Origin of the sequence: Brevundimonas sp. (assembly GCF_052436175.1) — a bacterium.
Lineage (GTDB): Bacteria > Pseudomonadota > Alphaproteobacteria > Caulobacterales > Caulobacteraceae > Brevundimonas.
Window position 1 is genome coordinate 1 of record NZ_JBQVNM010000064.1, and the last position, 16,262, is coordinate 16,262.

Annotated in this window: 19 protein-coding genes; 9 read left to right on the top strand and 10 right to left on the bottom strand. The window is 68.6% G+C overall.

Annotation, left to right across the window (positions count from 1 at the left end; genetic code table 11):
* The first annotated feature begins 94 nt into the window (after nt 1-94).
* The 4 genes from ACT6QK_RS12570 to ACT6QK_RS12585 are packed head-to-tail and all read left to right on the top strand — an operon-like array spanning nt 95 to nt 4,041.
* The gene (locus ACT6QK_RS12570; protein ID WP_444598162.1) at nt 95-529 is read left to right on the top strand and encodes a type II toxin-antitoxin system VapC family toxin; all 435 of its coding nucleotides are present in this window, start codon (nt 95-97) and stop codon (nt 527-529) included.
* Nucleotides 530-537: 8 nt separating this feature from the next.
* Nucleotides 538-2,907: a ribonuclease R gene (rnr, locus tag ACT6QK_RS12575; protein ID WP_444598163.1), complete on the top strand. Its 2,370-nt coding sequence runs from the start codon at nt 538-540 to the stop codon at nt 2,905-2,907.
* Nucleotides 2,908-2,917: 10 nt separating this feature from the next.
* Nucleotides 2,918-3,625, top strand: coding sequence for an NUDIX hydrolase (locus ACT6QK_RS12580; protein ID WP_444598164.1), 708 nt, complete (start codon nt 2,918-2,920; stop codon nt 3,623-3,625).
* 5 nt (nt 3,626-3,630) lie between these two features.
* On the top strand, nt 3,631-4,041 hold the full coding sequence (locus ACT6QK_RS12585) for a DUF5990 family protein (protein ID WP_444598165.1): 411 nt from the start codon (nt 3,631-3,633) through the stop codon (nt 4,039-4,041).
* Between the two features lie 40 nt (nt 4,042-4,081).
* On the opposite strand, the gene ACT6QK_RS12590 is transcribed toward ACT6QK_RS12585, so the two are convergent.
* Together ACT6QK_RS12590 and ACT6QK_RS12595 are read right to left on the bottom strand one after the other, a co-directional pair.
* A complete protein-coding gene (locus ACT6QK_RS12590) occupies nt 4,082-4,492 on the bottom strand; it encodes a hypothetical protein (RefSeq protein ID WP_444598166.1) in 411 nt (136 codons plus the stop codon).
* A gap of 79 nt (nt 4,493-4,571) precedes the next feature.
* Nucleotides 4,572-5,156: a hypothetical protein gene (locus tag ACT6QK_RS12595; RefSeq protein ID WP_444598167.1), complete on the bottom strand. Its 585-nt coding sequence runs from the start codon at nt 5,154-5,156 to the stop codon at nt 4,572-4,574.
* Nucleotides 5,157-5,294: 138 nt separating this feature from the next.
* On the opposite strand from ACT6QK_RS12595, the gene rpmG reads away from it, so the two are divergent.
* On the top strand, nt 5,295-5,462 hold the full coding sequence (gene rpmG / locus ACT6QK_RS12600) for a 50S ribosomal protein L33 (RefSeq protein ID WP_444598168.1): 168 nt from the start codon (nt 5,295-5,297) through the stop codon (nt 5,460-5,462).
* 82 nt (nt 5,463-5,544) lie between these two features.
* On the opposite strand, the gene ACT6QK_RS12605 is transcribed toward rpmG, so the two are convergent.
* Entirely contained in the window at nt 5,545-6,906 is a 1,362-nt protein-coding gene (locus ACT6QK_RS12605; RefSeq protein WP_444598169.1) for a PleD family two-component system response regulator, read from the bottom strand.
* A gap of 10 nt (nt 6,907-6,916) precedes the next feature.
* The gene (locus tag ACT6QK_RS12610; protein WP_444598170.1) at nt 6,917-7,291 is read right to left on the bottom strand and encodes a response regulator; all 375 of its coding nucleotides are present in this window, start codon (nt 7,289-7,291) and stop codon (nt 6,917-6,919) included.
* A 145-nt stretch (nt 7,292-7,436) separates the two neighbouring features.
* Between ACT6QK_RS12610 and ACT6QK_RS12615 the strand changes: the two genes are divergently transcribed.
* The gene (locus ACT6QK_RS12615) at nt 7,437-8,699 is read left to right on the top strand and encodes a DNA polymerase IV (protein ID WP_444598180.1); all 1,263 of its coding nucleotides are present in this window, start codon (nt 7,437-7,439) and stop codon (nt 8,697-8,699) included.
* A gap of 236 nt (nt 8,700-8,935) precedes the next feature.
* Nucleotides 8,936-9,676, top strand: coding sequence for a polysaccharide deacetylase family protein (locus tag ACT6QK_RS12620; RefSeq protein ID WP_444598171.1), 741 nt, complete (start codon nt 8,936-8,938; stop codon nt 9,674-9,676).
* Between the two features lie 162 nt (nt 9,677-9,838).
* Here the strand turns inward: ACT6QK_RS12620 and ACT6QK_RS12625 are convergent, their stop codons facing one another.
* A complete protein-coding gene (locus ACT6QK_RS12625; protein WP_444598172.1) occupies nt 9,839-10,762 on the bottom strand; it encodes a hypothetical protein in 924 nt (307 codons plus the stop codon).
* Nucleotides 10,763-10,825: 63 nt separating this feature from the next.
* Nucleotides 10,826-11,752, bottom strand: coding sequence for a hypothetical protein (locus ACT6QK_RS12630; RefSeq protein WP_444598173.1), 927 nt, complete (start codon nt 11,750-11,752; stop codon nt 10,826-10,828).
* 90 nt (nt 11,753-11,842) lie between these two features.
* Here ACT6QK_RS12630 and ACT6QK_RS12635 point away from each other — a divergent pair, with 90 nt between their 5' ends.
* A complete protein-coding gene (locus ACT6QK_RS12635; RefSeq protein ID WP_444598174.1) occupies nt 11,843-12,301 on the top strand; it encodes a RidA family protein in 459 nt (152 codons plus the stop codon).
* On the top strand, nt 12,298-13,473 hold the full coding sequence (locus ACT6QK_RS12640; RefSeq protein ID WP_444598175.1) for a GNAT family N-acetyltransferase: 1,176 nt from the start codon (nt 12,298-12,300) through the stop codon (nt 13,471-13,473). Before ACT6QK_RS12635 ends, ACT6QK_RS12640 begins: the two co-directional genes overlap by 4 nt.
* A 386-nt stretch (nt 13,474-13,859) precedes the next feature.
* On the opposite strand, the gene ACT6QK_RS12645 is transcribed toward ACT6QK_RS12640, so the two are convergent.
* From ACT6QK_RS12645 to ACT6QK_RS12660, 4 genes are all read right to left on the bottom strand, one after another.
* A complete protein-coding gene (locus ACT6QK_RS12645; protein ID WP_444598176.1) occupies nt 13,860-14,153 on the bottom strand; it encodes a winged helix-turn-helix domain-containing protein in 294 nt (97 codons plus the stop codon).
* Nucleotides 14,150-14,596 carry a hypothetical protein gene (locus tag ACT6QK_RS12650; RefSeq protein WP_444598177.1) on the bottom strand — a complete coding sequence of 149 codons (447 nt, stop codon included), beginning with the start codon at nt 14,594-14,596 and terminating at the stop codon, nt 14,150-14,152. Before ACT6QK_RS12650 ends, ACT6QK_RS12645 begins: the two co-directional genes overlap by 4 nt.
* Nucleotides 14,597-14,675: 79 nt before the next feature.
* Nucleotides 14,676-15,437: an ATP12 family chaperone protein gene (locus tag ACT6QK_RS12655; protein WP_444598178.1), complete on the bottom strand. Its 762-nt coding sequence runs from the start codon at nt 15,435-15,437 to the stop codon at nt 14,676-14,678.
* Complete coding sequence (locus ACT6QK_RS12660; protein WP_444598179.1) at nt 15,434-16,117, bottom strand: HAD-IA family hydrolase; 684 nt, start codon at nt 16,115-16,117, stop codon at nt 15,434-15,436. The genes ACT6QK_RS12655 and ACT6QK_RS12660 overlap by 4 nt, the downstream gene beginning before the upstream one ends.
* Nucleotides 16,118-16,262 lie beyond the last annotated feature (145 nt).

Genomic DNA, 16,262 nt, shown 5'->3' on the forward strand with positions numbered 1-16,262 from the left:
GAATGGTGGAGATCGCAAATCGACGCCTTACCCGGCCGCCGCTCGGTATGACTTCGGTCGAATTGATCTACAGCATGTATGAAGTGCCGATCGAGTGATCGACTATTTCGACGCCAGCGCCGTCGTGCCGCTGCTTGTGTCAGAAGCCCATAGCCAACCGGTCGTCGATCTCATGAGTCAGGCCGCCGGGGTTCAGGTCAGCGACTTCGTTGTGGCCGAGGCGTCATCGGCGATTTCACGCCTCGTCCGCATGAAGGCGATCGATGCCCAGGCTGGAAAGGTGCTTCTTTCAGACCTGGACGACTGGGTGGCCGCCACTTTGACCCCGATAGAGGTCGAGGCGGAAGACGTCCGTCAGGCCACCGCAATCGTGCGCGACTTCGACCTCAAGCTTCGCGCGCCCGACGCGCTTCATCTCACGATCTGCCGCCGCATCGACGCGCGGCTTGTCACACTCGACAACAATCTGGCCCGCGCCGCCCGCGCAGTGGGCGTAGCCTGCATTAATCCAGCCGAATCTTCGGCATAAATGCGGGAATGACGAAAACGCCCCGACGCCCCGCCTCCGGCCTGCCCGACAAGGAGACCCTGCTGCGGTTCCTGCGCGAGGCGGGCGAGGCCGACAAGTCCGATCTGGCCCGGGCCTTCGGCCTCAAGGGCGCCGAGCGGCGGGCCCTGCGCGAAATGCTGCGCGAGCTCGAGGCCGAGGGGAAGCTGGGCAAGCGGGGCCGAAAGGGCTTCTCCGAGGCCGGCGCCCTGCCCCCCGTCGGGGTCGGCGACGTGGTCGAGCGCGATGCGGACGGCGAACTCTATGTCCGACTGGTGGACGCCTCGTCCGACGCGCCGCGCGCCCTGCTGGTGCCAGACAAGTCCGGCAAGGTCGGACCCGCCCCCGGCATGGGCGATCGCCTGCTGGTCAAGTTCGAGCGCGGGACCGACGGCTGGGAGGCCCGGCTGGTCAAGAAGCTGGACTCCGACGGCCATCGCGTCCTCGGCGTCGTCCGCAAGTCGGCGCGCGAGACCCGGGTCGAGCCGGTGGACCGGCGCTCCAAGGACACGCTCATTATCCCGCCGCTGTTGGCCGAGGGGCTGAAGGACGGGGATCTGGTCCTGGCCGCCGTCGAGAAGGGCGAGCAGCGCTACGGGCCGAAACGCGGCAAGATCCTCGAACACATCGGCAAGGAGGACGATCCCCGAGCCGCCTCCCTGATCGCCATCCACACGCACAACGTCCCGATGGGCTTTTCCGAGGCCGTGGAGCGGGAGGCCGAGGCGGTTGAACTGCCGACGCTGAAGGGCCGCGACGACCTGCGTCAGGTCCCCTTCATCACCATCGACCCGGCCGACGCCCGCGACCATGACGACGCCGTCTACGCCCAGCGCGACGATGACCCCAAGAACGAGGGCGGCTGGATCGTCTGGGTCGCCATCGCCGACGTCGCCGCCTATGTGACGCCCGGCTCGGCCCTGGACCGCGAGGCCCGGGCCAAGGGCAATTCGACCTACTTCCCCGACCGGGTCGAGCCCATGCTGCCCGAGCGGCTGTCGACCGGCCTGTGCAGCCTGAAGGAGGGCGAGAACCGCGCGACCCTGGCCGTGCGCATGGTCTTCGACAAGGAGGGCCGAAAGACCGGCCACAGGTTCCATCGCGGCCTGATGCGGTCCCACGCCAAGCTCAGCTACGAACAGGCCCAGGCCGCCATCGACGGCGTGGATCCCGAGACGGGAACCGGCGGCCCCGACGACACGACCGGGCCGATCATGGAGGCCATCCTCTATCCGCTGTGGAACGCCTATCGCACGATGCTGAAAGGCCGGCTGAAGCGCAGCCCGCTGCAGATCGAGAGCGCCGAGCGCCGCATCCGCATGGCCCCCGACGGCGGCATTGTCGCCATCGAGCCGCGCAAGTCGCTGGAGGCCCATCGCCTGATCGAGGAGATGATGATCCAGGCCAATGTCTGCGCCGCCGAGACCCTGGAGCAGAAGAAGGTCCCCCTGATCTATCGCGTCCACGAGGCGCCCAGTCAGGAGAAGATTTTCAACCTGGCCGACTTCCTGTCGACCATCGCCATGCCGTGGAACAAGGGCGAGCCGGCGACGACCAAGCGGTTCAACAAGCTGCTGGACCAGACCCGGGACGGTCCGCACGCCGAGGTGGTCAACGAGGTGGTGCTGCGCAGCCAGATGCAGGCGATCTACAGCCCCGAGAACGTCGGCCACTTCGGCCTGCACCTCGATCGCTACGCCCACTTCACCTCGCCGATCCGGCGCTATTCCGACCTGATCGTGCATCGAGGGCTGATCCGCGCCCTCAACCTCGGCAAGGACGGGCTGACCGATCGCGAGATCGCCGAGCTGACCGCCATCGCCGATCAGGTGACCCAGACCGAGCGCCGCTCCATGGCCGCCGAGCGGGACGCCATGGACCGCTACATCGCCGCCTTCCTGCAGGACCGGGTCGGGGCGACGTTCAATGGGCGGATCACCGGCGTCACCCGATTCGGCCTGTTCGTGCGGCTGGAGGAGACGGGCGCCGACGGCCTGGTTCCGGTTTCATCCCTCGGCGACGAATACTTCGTCCACGACGACCGCGCCCATGCCCTGGTCGGCGAACGGTCGGGGCGGCGCTTCACGCTGGGCCGCACGGTCGAGGTGAAGCTGAAGGAGGCCACCCCCGTCACCGGCGGCCTGCTGTTCGAGATGCTGTCGGAGGCCGAGCCGCGCGATCCCAACGCCCCGGCCCCGCGACTGGGCATGCGGGGGCGAGATGCTCGGCCCGGAGGCGGCGGCAACGGCCCGCCCAAGCGCGGCTCCAAACGCCCGGGCGGTCCCAAGCCCCGCAACGATGGCCGGGGCGGCAAGCCCTCCGGCGGCCTGAAGGGCGTGCGCAAGGGCAAGCGGCGTTGACGCCTGTCGCATGACCCAACCCTTCGACGCCGCACAGGATCTGAAGGATGCGCCGCGCACCGGCGACCGGCAGCGGCCGAAGGACGCCGCCACCCTCATCCTGACGCGCGGGGGCAAGGGTCGGGCCGAGGTGCTGATGGGGCGTCGGGCGCCGGGCCATGTCTTCATGGCGTCCAAGTGGGTGTTTCCGGGCGGGCGGGTGGAGCGATCCGACGCCTCGGCCGCCTTCGCCACCGACCTGTCGTCGGGCGATCTGGCGCGATTGGCGCTTGAGGTCCCGGCCCGGCGGGGTCGGGCCCTGGCCCTGGCCGCCGTGCGCGAGACCTTCGAGGAGACCGGCCTGCTGCTGGCCGAGGCGGCCGCCGCGGCCATCGTGGCGGGCGGATGGCGCGAGTTCCGGGCCGTCGGGGCCCTGCCCGACCTCGCCGCCCTGTCCTATGTGGCGCGGGCCATCACTCCGCCCGGACGGACCCGCCGGTTCGACGCCCGGTTCTTCATGGCCGACGCCGCCGCCCTGCTGCATCCGGAGCCGACCGCCGGATCGGGCGAACTGGACGAGATCGCCTGGCTGCCGCTGGACGAGGCCCGGGCGCTGGACCTGCCCGCCATCACCCGGTTCGTGCTGGGCGAGGTGGCCGAGCGGCTCAAGAATCCTCAACGCCCCCTGCCCTTCGTCCGCATGGTGCGCGGACGGCACGTCGTGGATCATCAGGACTGACCGCCATGGCCGATACGCCCATCACCCTGCGCCTGACGATCGCCGACCCGGTTCCGGGCGTGCGCTACAGCCTGCAGAAAGACGACGCCCCGCATGAGCCGGTGACGGCGACCGAGGCGCCCCTGTCGTTCGATGTGCCCATCCGGCTGGCTGACGACAACCGGATGCTGGGCCCCTTCGTGCGGCGCGAGGGCAAGGAGAGGCGGTTCGTCTACATCCGCATCGGGACCTCGGCGGGGGATCATGCGTCGGAATGGAGCCGTCGGGCCAAGATCGACGTCCACGACATCCCGCCGGCCCTCCTGGACCGGGCGCGGGGCGGCTCGGTGCTGGAGGTGATCCTGCCCGGCAAGGGCAAGGACGGCACGCCCGCTTGCGCGACTGTGAGGGCGATCGAGGGATGGAAGGCGGTTTAGGGAACGGACTGGCCGCCGGCCTGCCTCCCAAGGCCCTGCCTCAACGGTACCAGAAAGTCTCTTCGGTCGTGTCCTCGGCGGTGGAGCGGATCAGGGCCCCGCCCGCGAACTCCGCCGAGCCGGCGCGATAGCGGACCCCCGAGCGCCCGGACAAACCCCTGACCCACCTCAGTTGCACGGTGTCGTTCTGTGAACAGCTGAAGGACAGGCGGTAGGCCGCGCCGACCTCGGCGAACTCCGCTGCGAGCGGCGCCAGGTCTCCGCGAGGCGCGCGACCGTTGAGCCGGATGGCGGCAGGTTGGTCGAGCGGACGCATGGGTCGCTCGATCTCCAGCCGGTTTCGGCCGCATCGGGCGCTGAAGGTCTCCTGCCAGGGATTGGCCGGACGCGGCTCCGAGGTCCGAACGACCACCTCGCCGGACTGGAGCAGCAGGATGATCGACAACAGCATCGCGTTCTCCTCGCCTTCGCGGCGCTCACCTCGACGAGTGTGGGTCGGGCCGGAGAAAAATGGAAGCCGGCCGGGCCCGCTAGAGCGGCTTCGTCAGATCGAATTCCACCCGCATGAAGCGCCCGCCGGGGCGGCGGAGTTCGTAGGCGAACATGCGGCCCGGATGGACCTCCATGGCCCAGACGTTGGTGGTTGAGACCTGGGCGCCGCCCTTGATGAACTGGTCGATCGATTCGCGGTCCACGGGGAATTCCTGTCGCCCGGCCGTGCCCGCGTTCGCCGTGTCGCCGCCGTACATGTGATAGCCGTGGATCACGCCCGCCGGGTCGCGGTGGTCGTGCTTGAGGCGTAGGCCCGCGTCGGTGCGGGTGATGATCCAGCGGCGCGAGCGGTCCTCGCCCACCGCGAAGGGAATGCCGACCTCGTCAGCGGCGCAGTCGCGGACCTGCATGACCAGACGGCTCTTGCGGAAGTCGTCGTCGGCCGGATCGGTGGTCACCACCCGCCCCTCGAACGTCTGGCCGCACAGGGCGTTCAGGCGGGCCAGGAAGGCGTCCTGGGGCGCCTCGGCGCCGCGGGACACGGACGGGCCGGAGGCGCAGGCGGCCAGGGTCAGGGACAGGGCCAGGGAGGCGAAGGCGGCGGCGACGGGTGCGATTTTCATCATGCCAGCCTAGAAGCAAACGCGATCCGCTCAATGCGTCGTCTTGTTCCGATCCGGGGCCGTTGACTTTGGAGCGGTCCTGAGTATGTTCCGCGCCTCTTATTTTAAGCGGCTTTCGCCGTCGCAGAGGTAATTCCGATGGCCAAACCGGCTTCAATCAAGATCCGCCTGAACTCCACGGCCGACACCGGCTTCTTCTACGTCACCAAGAAGAACGCCCGCACCATGACCGAGAAGATGGTCGTCAACAAATACGACCCGGTCGCCAAGAAGCACGTGCCGTTCAAGGAAGGCAAGATCAAGTAAGCGTCTGACGCTTCGACGATTTTGGGACGCCCGGTCAGAGATGGCCGGGCGTTTTTCGTATGGGCGGATGGCGTGACGGGCGTCAGGCGGCGCGGGCGATGACCCGGTTGCGGCCGCGGGACTTGGCCTCATAGACCCCCTCGTCGGCCCGCTTCAGCAGGGCTTCAGGCGTGTCGTTCTCGCCGGTCGAGGCGGCGACGCCGACCGATGCCGTCACCGACAGGTGCTCGCTGCCCATGACGCGGAACGGCGCGGCGGCGACGTCGCGGCGAATCCGGTCGGCGATCAGCAGGGCGTCCTCCAGCCGGGTGTCGGGCATGACGACGACGAACTCCTCGCCACCGATCCGGCACGGCAGGTCCACGGCCCGGACATTGGTGGCCAGGCGCACGGCGAACTCGGTCAGAACCTCGTCGCCCGCGTCATGGCCGAAGCCGTCGTTGACCGCCTTGAAGTGATCGATGTCGATCATCAGCACGGCCACGGAGCCTCCGCCGCGATTCGACCCGCGCACGAAATCGGCCAGTTGCCCCGCCATGTAGCGGCGGTTGTGCAGGCCGGTCAGGGCGTCGGTGACGGCCATCTCCAGACTGTAGTCCAGCTTCTGACGCAGGAAGTCGGCGTAGCGCTTGCGCCGCACCTGGGTCCGGGCGCGGGCGGCCAGTTCCTCGGGATCCACCGGTCGCGGCAGGATGTCGTTGGCGCCCAGATCCAGCGCCTTCAGCAGGCGCGCGCGGTCGTCGGGATCGACCACGGCGAGGATCGGCAGGCTGCGCGTCGCCTCGGCCGAGCGCAGGTGGGCGATCAGCCGCAGGCCGTCGAAGCTCTCGGCCGTGACATTGACGATCATCAGGTCGAGCGGGCCCGTCGCCGCCCTGCGCGCCGCGTCGGCGTCAGGCTCGACCGAGGCGCGATGTTCGCGCGAGAGCTCGGCGATGATTTGTTCTGCCTGACGCGGGTTGTCGTCGACGACCAGGACGCGGCCGCCCGTGGCCCGCAGACGCCCCGCGCCGTCAGAGGTGACGCCCAGGCGGCGACCGCTCTCCTCACGCTCGCGCAGCTCGTCCATGACCAGCTTGAGCCGGACCAGAGACTTGACCCGGGCGAACAGGACCACGTCGTCGAGCGGCTTGGTGACGAAGTCGTCGGCCCCGGCCTCCAGTCCCTTGATCCGGTCCTGACGCCCGTCCAGGGCGGTTACCAGGACGACCGGGATGTGTTTGGTGCTCGGGTCGGCCTTCAGCCGGCGGCAGGTCTCGAACCCGTCCATACCCGGCATCATGACGTCCAGCAGGATGATGTCCGGCTGTTCCGCCTCGGCCAGGCTCAGGGCCGTCGCGCCGTCCGTGCAGGTCAGGACGTCATAGTATTCGATCGTCAGCTTGGCCTCGAGAAGCCGCACATTGGCTTCCACGTCGTCGACCACAAGAATACGCGCGGTCATCGGTGTCCCCTCAGGCGGCCTGGCCGAGGTGCTTTCGCACCGTGTCCAGGAAATGCATCACCGAGATCGGCTTGGAGATATAGGCCTCGCAGCCGCCCTGACGGATGCGCTCCTCGTCGCCCTTCATGGCGAAGGCGGTGACGGCGACGACCGGGATATGGGCCAGGTCCTCGTCGTCCTTGAGCCACTTCGTCACCTCCAGCCCCGAAATCTCCGGCAGCTGGATGTCCATCAGGATCAGGTCGGGGCGATGCTGGCGCGCCAGGGCCATGGCCTGCAGCCCCTCGCGGGTCTGCAGGGTCTCGTAGCCCTGGGAATCGAGCAGATCATGAAAGAGCTTCATGTTCAGCTCGTTATCCTCGACGATGAGGACTTTCTTGGACATCTTCACCCGGTCTGTTCGCCCCCGCTGGCTGGCGTTTCGCGCCGGGGCTCTTGGTCTTCTTCGGGTGCAATATGGGCACGCCAGTCTTAAGTTGGCGTGAAGTCGGGCGCGCCGTCGCGCCGACGCCCTTTTGCGGAGATTGACGCTGGCTCTCACGGCCATCTGTCGTGACTGTCTGTGGACCGGCGAAGCCGCGCCGGCGGCCAACCGCTGTCCGGCCTGTGATGGGATGAGGCTGGTCTGCGACGCCGAACTGGATCAGCTGAGCCTGGCCCATCTGGACTGCGACGCCTTCTACGCCTCGGTGGAGAAGCGCGACCGGCCGGAACTGCGCGACCGGCCCGTCATCGTCGGCGGCGGGGTGCGGGGCGTGGTCTCGACCTGCTGCTACATCGCCCGGCTGCACGGCGTCCATTCGGCCATGCCGATGTTCAAGGCCCTGAAGGCCTGTCCCGACGCCGTGGTGCTGAAGCCCGACTTCACGAAATACGTCACCGAGAGCCGCCGCATTTTCGGTCTGGTGCGGGAGTTGACGCCCCTGGTTCAGACCCTGTCGCTTGACGAGGCCTGGATCGACCTGTCGGGCACCGAGCGGCTCAACGGCGGCTCGCCCGCGTTTCAGCTCATCCGATTGCAGAAGCGGATCGAGGAGGAGATCGGCCTGACGGTCTCCATCGGCCTGGCGCCCAACCGCTTCCTGGCCAAGATGGCCTCCGAGATGGACAAGCCGCGCGGCTTCTCCGTCGTCAATCTGGCGAACGCCATGTCGATCCTGGCGCCGCGGTCGGTGCGGGCCCTGCCCGGCGTCGGGCCGGTATTCGGCAGGACCCTGCGCAGCGACGGGTTCGACACCATCGGCGATCTGGCGCGGGCGGACGTGCGCGACCTGGTCAAACGCTACGGCGAGACGGGGCTGCGGCTGCACGAGCTGAGCCACGCCCGCGACGCCCGGCCCGTGCGCCCCGACCACGACCGCAAGGGGATGAGCGCCGAGACCACCTTCAACACCGACCTGACGGCGGCCGAGGATATGGAGGCCGAACTCTGGCCCCTGTGCGAGAAGCTGGCGTCCAAGGCGCGGCACGACGGGGTGGCCAGCCGGACGGTGGTCCTCAAGCTGCGGCGGCCCGACTTCAAGATCGTCACCCGCCGCACGACCGCAGCCGAGCCGGTGCAGACGGCGCGGGGGCTGTTTGCCGCCGGGCGGGCGCTGTTGAAGCCTGAGCTGGGCCGGCCCTACCGCCTGATCGGCATAGGTCTGGCGGACGTGCACGAGGCCGCAGAGGCGCCGTCCGCCCTGTTCGACACCGCCGAGGCCCGCACCCTGAAGACCGAGACCGCCATCGACGCCCTGCGCGCGAAGTTCGGCAAGGGCGCGGTCGTGGCCGGGCGGGCGTTGAAGCGGTGACGGCGCGGGCGCCTCACGCCTTCCTCGTTCTCTTCCTGCCGTCATCCTCGGGCTTGACCCGAGGATCGGACGTTGAGCGGTCCGTGCCTCGCCCGTTCGCACGAGCGGCGGATCATCCGATCCTCGGGTCAAGCCCGAGGATGACGAGGATTGGCTTCGAGGTGGAGAAAGGGGGGTCACCGCTCCTTCTCCGCACCTGAAACCGAGCCTTAAGCCCGACCTGCTAGAAGGACGAAATGAACGCCTTCATCGACAAGATGCGCCGTCGCGCCGGCCGCTACCTCCACGTCCGGTCCGAGCCGATCCGGCCGGAGCGCGGCGTGCTGAGCCTGTCGTTCGACGACGTCCCCGTCACGGCCTGGACCGAGGCCGGGCCGATCCTGGCCGAGCATGGGATCAAGGCGACCTATTATGTCTGCGGCGGGCTGGCGGGCGGCCAGAATATGGGCCTGCCCCAGTTCGAGCCGGAGCATCTGGAGGCGATCCACGAGGCGGGGCACGAGGTCGGCTGCCACACCTATGAGCATGTCTCGACCCTGACCCTGATCCCGGAGCAGCTCGACGCCAGCCTGGCCCGCAACGCCGCCTGGGTGAACGATGTTCTGGGCGGGTACGAGATGACCACCTTCGCCTATCCGTTCGGCGACTGCGCCCTGGGGGCCAAGGCGGTGATCGACCGCCGCTTCCTGTGCGGACGCGGCGTGCGCGACGGGATCAACGCCGGATCGGCGGACCGCAACCTGCTTCAGGCCATCGGGCTCGAGAGCCGTCGCCTCCCCGGATACGATCTGGAGGCCCTGGTGCAGCGCGCGGCGACCGAAAAAGGCTGGCTGATCGCCTATGGCCACGACGTAATGGACGGCCCAACCCCCTATGGCTGCACGCCCGACGATCTGGACCGGCTGATCCGGCTGGCCAAGACGGCGGACCTGGACATCCTGCCGGTCGCCGAGGCCTGGCGCGCGGTAGGCGGCTGAATCCCACCTTTCCGTCATCCTCGGGCTTGACCCGAGGATCGGGCGTCGGGCGGGCTGTGCGTCGGGAGTTGGCGTAAAATCCTGCTGTAAGAGCGGATTATGGTCCGATCCTCGGGTCAAGCCCGAGGATGACGGGGCTTTTGTAGAGACTACGCCAAGCCTCTAGGACGCCTTGCCCTCAGCCCAGCGGATCAGCCGGCCGCGCGGCCAGGCCAGCAACCACGACGTCGGGACATATTGGCCCGTTTCCACCATCGCGCGGCGGGTTGGCGAGGTCACAGTGGCGCGTTCGGTGTGGCCTTCGCCCGGCCCCTGACGCACCAGCCAGGCGCCCCCGGCGACCGGGTCGGCGCGGAGGTAGTTCAGGCGCGGGCTGACGGTCTCCAGCTGAGGGTCATAGAACCAGCTGGCGCCCATGGCCCCCGCCAGTTGAGGGCGTGTCTTCAGAAGCGCGGCGGCGGTGCACCACATCCGGTCCCAGCCCTCGGGATTGAAGTCGTCCAGCCAGCGGCTCTCGGTATGGTTCTGCAGCCAGGGCCGGCGGGCGTTGAACCGGACATAGTTGATCGCCGGGGACAGGCCATGGCCGCCGAGCGCATGCCGTATCGTCTCGCCCGGACCCATGGGCCAGGACAGGTCGAGGATCTGGCTGCGCGCGCCCGGCACGCTGAGCGCCAGGGCGAAGCGCACGTCCTTGATCCAGAAGTCGATCGGATATTCACCGCGCCCTTCCTCAAGAAAGGCCGTCAGCTTCTCCAGCCACCAGGGATAGAGCCCCAGCACCGCCTGCGGCAGGCGCTCGCGTTCCAGTCGCTCCGGCAGGGCCTTCAGCCACAGGGCGATCAGGGCCCGGCGCAGATCGCCGGACACCTCGGCCCGGCCGTCCGGCAGAGCGCCGGCCCCGGCCGAGATCAGGGCCGCCTCGACCTCTCGCGCGGGCTGGGTGATGTCCCAGTGGGAGGCGGCGATCGTCGCCGGCCCCGGCGCCATGGACGCCGCTACAGCCGCCAGAACCCGCCCCTGCGGATCGAGACGTGCGTAGACGGCGTCGAGGGTGCCGATCAGGGCAGGCGTGAGCACGTTCATGCGGCCGACCCTAACCTTTGCGGGTGTCGGAACGCTTAAGTTCGCCGTCTCGAGGGCCGGGAATTACGCCGCGCGCCCCATATCCGGCGCCTCTGCACGCCGCGCCTCGGCCCAGGGAATCAGGGTCGAGGCCGGCCAGGCGACCAGCCAGGAGCGCGGCAGGTATTCGCCGGAGTCGATCATGGCGCGTCGCGTCGGCGAAGTGGCGCCGCAGCGTTCGGAATGGATCTCGCCCGGCCCCTGATGAATGATGAAGGCCCCGCCCTTCAGCGGGTTCAGGCGCAGATAGGCCAGACGCGGGCTGATGGTCTCCAGCGGCGGATCGTAGAACCAGCTCGAGCCGATCATGCCGGCCAGTTCCGGGCGGCGCTTGCAGATCGCGGCGGCTGAGGCCCAGGCCTCGTCCCAGCCGGCCTCGGTGAAGTCGGCGGTGTGGCGGCTCTCGGTATGGACCTCCAGCCAGGGGCGTTTCCAACCCTGGGCCTTCATATAGGCGACGGCTTGGGACCAGCCGTAGCCGTCCAGCCCGTTCTGCAGCACCTGACGCGGCCCCATGGGTGAGGACAGGTCGATGGTCTGGGTCCGGGCGCCCGGAACGCTGAGCACCAGGGTGAAGCGCACATCCTTGGCCCAGAAGTCGGGGTCATAGGCGCCGGTTTCGGCCGTCAGGAACTCGGCCAGACGATCCAGCCAGAACTCATAGTGGCGGGTGACCTCCGGCGGCAGGTCGGCCTGACGGATGCGCTCCGGCATCTCCAGGGCCCAGGTGGCGATCAGGCCGCGCTTAAGGTCGTCGGTGACCGGGCCGTCCTCGGCCAGGGCGGCCTCGGCGGCATGGGCCGGGAGGTCGAAATTCCAGTGCGGCGCGGCCGCGCGAGCCGGGTCCAGCGCCTTCACCGAGGCGACGTCGATACGATAGAGGGCCCCGGCGTCCAGTCTGTTGCGGACGTCCTGGAAGGCGGCGATTTGAGCGGTCGAGAGCGTTTCCATAACGCCACTATGCCGCATCACTGTTGGCGAACCTTTAAGCGGGCGGCCCGGCGCGCTACATGCGGCGAGATGACACTGTTGGAGCCCGCCATGACCATCGCCGCCCGCCTCGCCGAACTCGGCATCAGCCTGCCGGAACCCGCCAAGGCGGTCGCCAACTATGTGCCCTATGTCCAGACCGGGAACCTGCTGCACATCTCCGGCCAGCTCTCCAACGACGCCTCGGGCGGGATCAAGGGCACGGTCGGGGAAGACGTATCGCCGGAACAGGCCGCCGCCGGCGCCCGTCTGTGCGGGATCAATCTGCTGGCCCAGATTTCGGCCGCGCTGGACGGCGATCTGGAGCGGGTCGTGCGGATCGTGAAGCTGGGCGGCTTCGTCCAGGCCGGACCGGGCTTCACCGCCATTCCCGCCGTCATCAACGGCTGTTCGGACCTGATGGTCGAGGTGTTCGGCGACAAGGGCCGCCACGCGCGGTCGGCCGTCGGCGTGTATCAGCTGCCGCTCGGATTCGCCGTCGAGGTGGACGCGGTCGTCGAGGTGAAGTGAGCTTCACCCTCCAGGTCCACGACAGCATCGCCGACATCGGTCGTGACGCCTGGGACGCCTGCGCGGCGCCGACGGGCGATCCCTTCGTCAGCTATGACTTCCTCCACGCCTGCGAAGCCTCGGGCAGCGCCACGCCGCGAGAGGGCTGGGGGCCGCGTCACCTGAGCCTGAGACATCCCGAGGGCGGCGTGATCGGCGTCATGCCCCTCTATCTGAAGGGGCACAGCCAGGGCGAATACGTCTTCGACCATTCCTGGGCCGATGCGTTTCAGCGGGCGGGCGGGCGCTACTATCCCAAGCTGCTGGGGGCCGTGCCCTTCACCCCGGCGACCGGGCCGAGGTTCCTCATTAAGCCGCGTCGGGTCGAAAAGGCGGAGCCTTTTGAGCGCGGCCAGGAAGCAGCGCGCGAGGCGCTGATGCAGGGCGCCCTGACCCTGGTCGAGCGGCTGGGGGTCTCGTCCCTGCACGTCAACTTTCCGACCGAGACCGAATGGCGGGCCATGGGCGAGGCGGGGATGCTGCTGCGTCAGGACATGCAGTTCATCTGGCGCAACGACGGCTATGCGACCTTCGACGACTTCCTCGCTGCCCTGTCGTCGAACCGGCGCAAGACCATCCGGCGCGAGCGGCGCGAGGCCAACGCCGGGCTCGACATCCGCGTCCTGACCGGGGCGGAGATTACGGAGGCGCACTGGGACGCCTTCTTCGAATTCTACATGGACACCGGCTCACGCAAATGGGGCCGGCCCTATCTGACGCGCGCCTATTTCTCGATGATCGGCCAGACCATGGCCGACCGGATCGCCCTGGTCATGGCGTTCAGGGATGGGGCGCCGATCGCCGGGGCGCTGAACTTCATCGGCCGCGACGCCCTGTACGGCCGTCAGTGGGGCACGCTGGACGAGGTCCCCTTCCTCCATTTCGAGCTCTGCTACTACCGGGCCATCGAATTCGCCATCGAACGCGGCCTGTCCCGGGTCGAGGCGGGGGCGCAGGGGGAGCACAAGATCGCGCGCGGTTACCTGCCCTCGCCTGTCTATTCGGCCCATTTCATCGCCCACGAGGGGCTGCGCGGGGCGGTGGGCCACTATCTGGATCAGGAACGGCCGGGCGTGGCGGCGGAGATCGAGGCGATGACAGAAGAACTGTCGCCGTATCGGATCGGGGGATAAACCGCCTACATGCCATGTGACTGACGCTCGATCCTCAACGCTGCATCTTGGGCGTGTCGATCGTCTGCGAAGAAGGTGAAACCCCGGGGCGGCCGGCGCATAAAGCTCCATCGGAGGGGTCGAACGTCCAGCACGACTACATCTTCGACAGAGACCAAATCGGGAGCCTGCGAACGCCATGTGCTCTCGATCAGCGCCTTCGCAACTTTCCGCGCTTCATCGACATCGACCGCCTCAATATCCCGAGTTGCATAGAAGCCAAGATAGTCTTTGGCAGCATCCGATCCATCGCCGTGGACTAAAACGCGGAACCGCAGCAGACGAGTTGATTTCGACATGAGGCGAGACTGCTTGGTGCCGCCACTATTCGCAACACCGCCGTTCCACTAACCCACCCCCGCGAGCCGGGTCAGTTCGGCGACATGGGCCTTGAAGGCCGCGCGGCCGGCGGCGGTCAAGCTCAGCCAGGTGCGCTGGCGCCCCCCGGCGGCGGCCTTGGAGACGGCGACATAGCCCGCCTCCTCCAGCTGTTTCACATGTTTGGACATGACCGAGTCGGACACGGCGATGGCGTCACGGACCATGGCGAACTCGGCGTCGTCGACGCTGGACAGGATGGCGCAGATCTGGAGCCGGCCGGGCGCATGGATGACGGGATCGAAGACGGGCGGCGGGGTCATCGGATCTCCTCCGACATCTCCTTGCGCCAGACGCGCATCCACAGACGGCCGGCCAGGGCGGCGGCGATCCCGCCGATGGCGCCGGAGACCAGGAACAGCCACCAGGGCCCGACATACTTGCCGTAGAGCGACAGGCCGATCAGGGCGAGGAACAGGACCATCAACCCGATGGCGACCCAGCGGGCCCGCTTCGGTGAATAGCCGTTGACCCACCAGCCCACCCGCTTGCGCCACCAGGCGACCATCAGGGCCAGGCCGCCGAGGGCGATCGGCAGGACGATGAAGGACCACGGGCTGGGCATCCCCTGCCCCGCCACCAGTAGGCCGCAGACGCCGCCATAGGCGATGTCATAGCCGACGGGATAGTCGGCGGTGCGGACCACGCTGCTGCGCGCCGCCTGGATCTGGGCCAAGGCGTCTTTGGGATCGGGCTCATGCGTCATGGAGAAACCTCACTTTCCAATGCGGAAAGAGTAGCATCAGTTTCCATGTTGGCAAGTTATAATTTTCCAGAATGGAAAATCAGGCTTCCAGCGCCCGGAACCACCGGTCCAGCAGGGTGGCCTCGTCGCGCCGGGCGGCGGTGCGGGCCTCGGCCTCGGCGTCGACGCCCCACTGGCTCTCCTGATGGGCCTCGTCGAGGCGGGACAGGTCGAAGGCGGTCTCTCCCCTCAGGGCGCCGCGCTGAACCGCCAGCCCCAGCACCGCCGAGCCCAGCAGAGGCACGGCCGTCGCCAGGGCGGTCAGGGCGAAGACGTCGAGCTCCAGCGCCAGCGCCTTGACCCGCGCCAGAGCCGCAGGGTCTTGGGCCCGGTGGGTCAGGCCGTCGGCCACGACCAGTTCCACGCCCAGACCGGCCGCCCAGTCGCGCCAGGGCCCCCACTCCCGCGCCTGACGCTCGACCAGCGGCGTCGGGTGGTCGGCGGGATAGGACAGCAGGTCCGACCCTGCGTATGCGGCGATCTCGTCGGCCACGGCGTTGCGCGCCTGTTCGATGCGGTCGATGGCGGTGGCGGCCAGGCGGGTGGCGGGCATGGTGGCGGGGATCAGGAACTCGCCCTGGGCCGCCCATTCGTCGGCGACCAGCCTAGCCACGGTCTCGGTCGGCAGATCATAGGGCACGCCGCCAGGCGTCTTGGGTGAACGGCCATCGAGCAGAACGCGCCAACCGCCTTCGACCGGACCGACATCGACCGTCTTCCAGAAGCGCTTCAGCCGGTCCTCGGACTCGCGGAACCCCTTGCGGGCGGCGACCATGGGATCGAGGGGCGGGATATGGCTCATGATAGTTCCGGCAGGCGGTGGGTCTGTTGGAAGGCCGCCAGCGCCGCCTCCAGATCGGGGAAGTCGGTCGCGACGTGGCGCACGCCCTCGGCGCGCTGTTCCTCGACCGTGTGGAAGCCCCAGCTGACGCCCACGGCGGCGATCCCGGCGTTCCCGGCCATGCGGGCGTCATGGGCGGTGTCGCCGATCATGACGGCGTACTCGGGGCGAGCGTCGCAGGTCCGGAGCGCCGCAAGAAGCATGGAGGGATCCGGCTTGCCCGGGCCGTCGTCGGCGCAATGGCTGGAAATGAACAGGTCGGCCCAGCCCTCGCGCGCGAGATTGCGGGCCACTCCCTTGCGGTTCTGGCCGGTGGCGAGGGCCAGACGCCAGCCGTCGCGATGCAGGCGCCACAGATGGTCCAGCGCCCCGTCGTATAACGGCTCCTGATAGCCCTCGGCGTGCATGCGGGCGAAGCTGGCGCGGAAACCGGCGACGAAGGCCGCGAGGGTCGGCTCGTCCAGATCGGGCTCAAGGGTGCGCATGGCCTCGTCGAGCGACAGGCCGACGATCTTGCGGACGCGGTCGTATTCGGGCTCGGGCGCGCCGATGGCCCGCGCCGCCTCGGTCGCCGCGCGGAAGATGGAGGCGCGGCTGTCGACCAGGGTGCCGTCGATGTCGAAGATGGCGAGCGGTCTCATATTCCTCCCCCCAGCGCAGCGCAGGGGGAGGTGGCGCGGCGCGGCTTCGCGCCGTGACGGAGGGGGCTTACCGCAAATAGGGTATCTGGGGCTGGCCCCCTCCACCGCTTCGCGGTCCCCCTCCCCCGATGGGGGAGGAATGAGC

Coding starts and splice junctions, on each gene's coding strand:
- rnr (WP_444598163.1), top strand. CDS start 538: ATGACGAAAACGCCCCGACGCCCCGCCTCCGGCCTGCCCGACAAGGAG.
- ACT6QK_RS12580 (WP_444598164.1), top strand. CDS start 2,918: ATGACCCAACCCTTCGACGCCGCACAGGATCTGAAGGATGCGCCGCGC.
- ACT6QK_RS12585 (WP_444598165.1), top strand. CDS start 3,631: ATGGCCGATACGCCCATCACCCTGCGCCTGACGATCGCCGACCCGGTT.
- ACT6QK_RS12590 (WP_444598166.1), bottom strand. CDS start 4,492: ATGCTGTTGTCGATCATCCTGCTGCTCCAGTCCGGCGAGGTGGTCGTT.
- ACT6QK_RS12595 (WP_444598167.1), bottom strand. CDS start 5,156: ATGAAAATCGCACCCGTCGCCGCCGCCTTCGCCTCCCTGGCCCTGTCC.
- rpmG (WP_444598168.1), top strand. CDS start 5,295: ATGGCCAAACCGGCTTCAATCAAGATCCGCCTGAACTCCACGGCCGAC.
- ACT6QK_RS12605 (WP_444598169.1), bottom strand. CDS start 6,906: ATGACCGCGCGTATTCTTGTGGTCGACGACGTGGAAGCCAATGTGCGG.
- ACT6QK_RS12610 (WP_444598170.1), bottom strand. CDS start 7,291: ATGTCCAAGAAAGTCCTCATCGTCGAGGATAACGAGCTGAACATGAAG.
- ACT6QK_RS12620 (WP_444598171.1), top strand. CDS start 8,936: ATGAACGCCTTCATCGACAAGATGCGCCGTCGCGCCGGCCGCTACCTC.
- ACT6QK_RS12625 (WP_444598172.1), bottom strand. CDS start 10,762: ATGAACGTGCTCACGCCTGCCCTGATCGGCACCCTCGACGCCGTCTAC.
- ACT6QK_RS12630 (WP_444598173.1), bottom strand. CDS start 11,752: ATGGAAACGCTCTCGACCGCTCAAATCGCCGCCTTCCAGGACGTCCGC.
- ACT6QK_RS12635 (WP_444598174.1), top strand. CDS start 11,843: ATGACCATCGCCGCCCGCCTCGCCGAACTCGGCATCAGCCTGCCGGAA.
- ACT6QK_RS12645 (WP_444598176.1), bottom strand. CDS start 14,153: ATGACCCCGCCGCCCGTCTTCGATCCCGTCATCCATGCGCCCGGCCGG.
- ACT6QK_RS12650 (WP_444598177.1), bottom strand. CDS start 14,596: ATGACGCATGAGCCCGATCCCAAAGACGCCTTGGCCCAGATCCAGGCG.
- ACT6QK_RS12655 (WP_444598178.1), bottom strand. CDS start 15,437: ATGAGCCATATCCCGCCCCTCGATCCCATGGTCGCCGCCCGCAAGGGG.
- ACT6QK_RS12660 (WP_444598179.1), bottom strand. CDS start 16,117: ATGAGACCGCTCGCCATCTTCGACATCGACGGCACCCTGGTCGACAGC.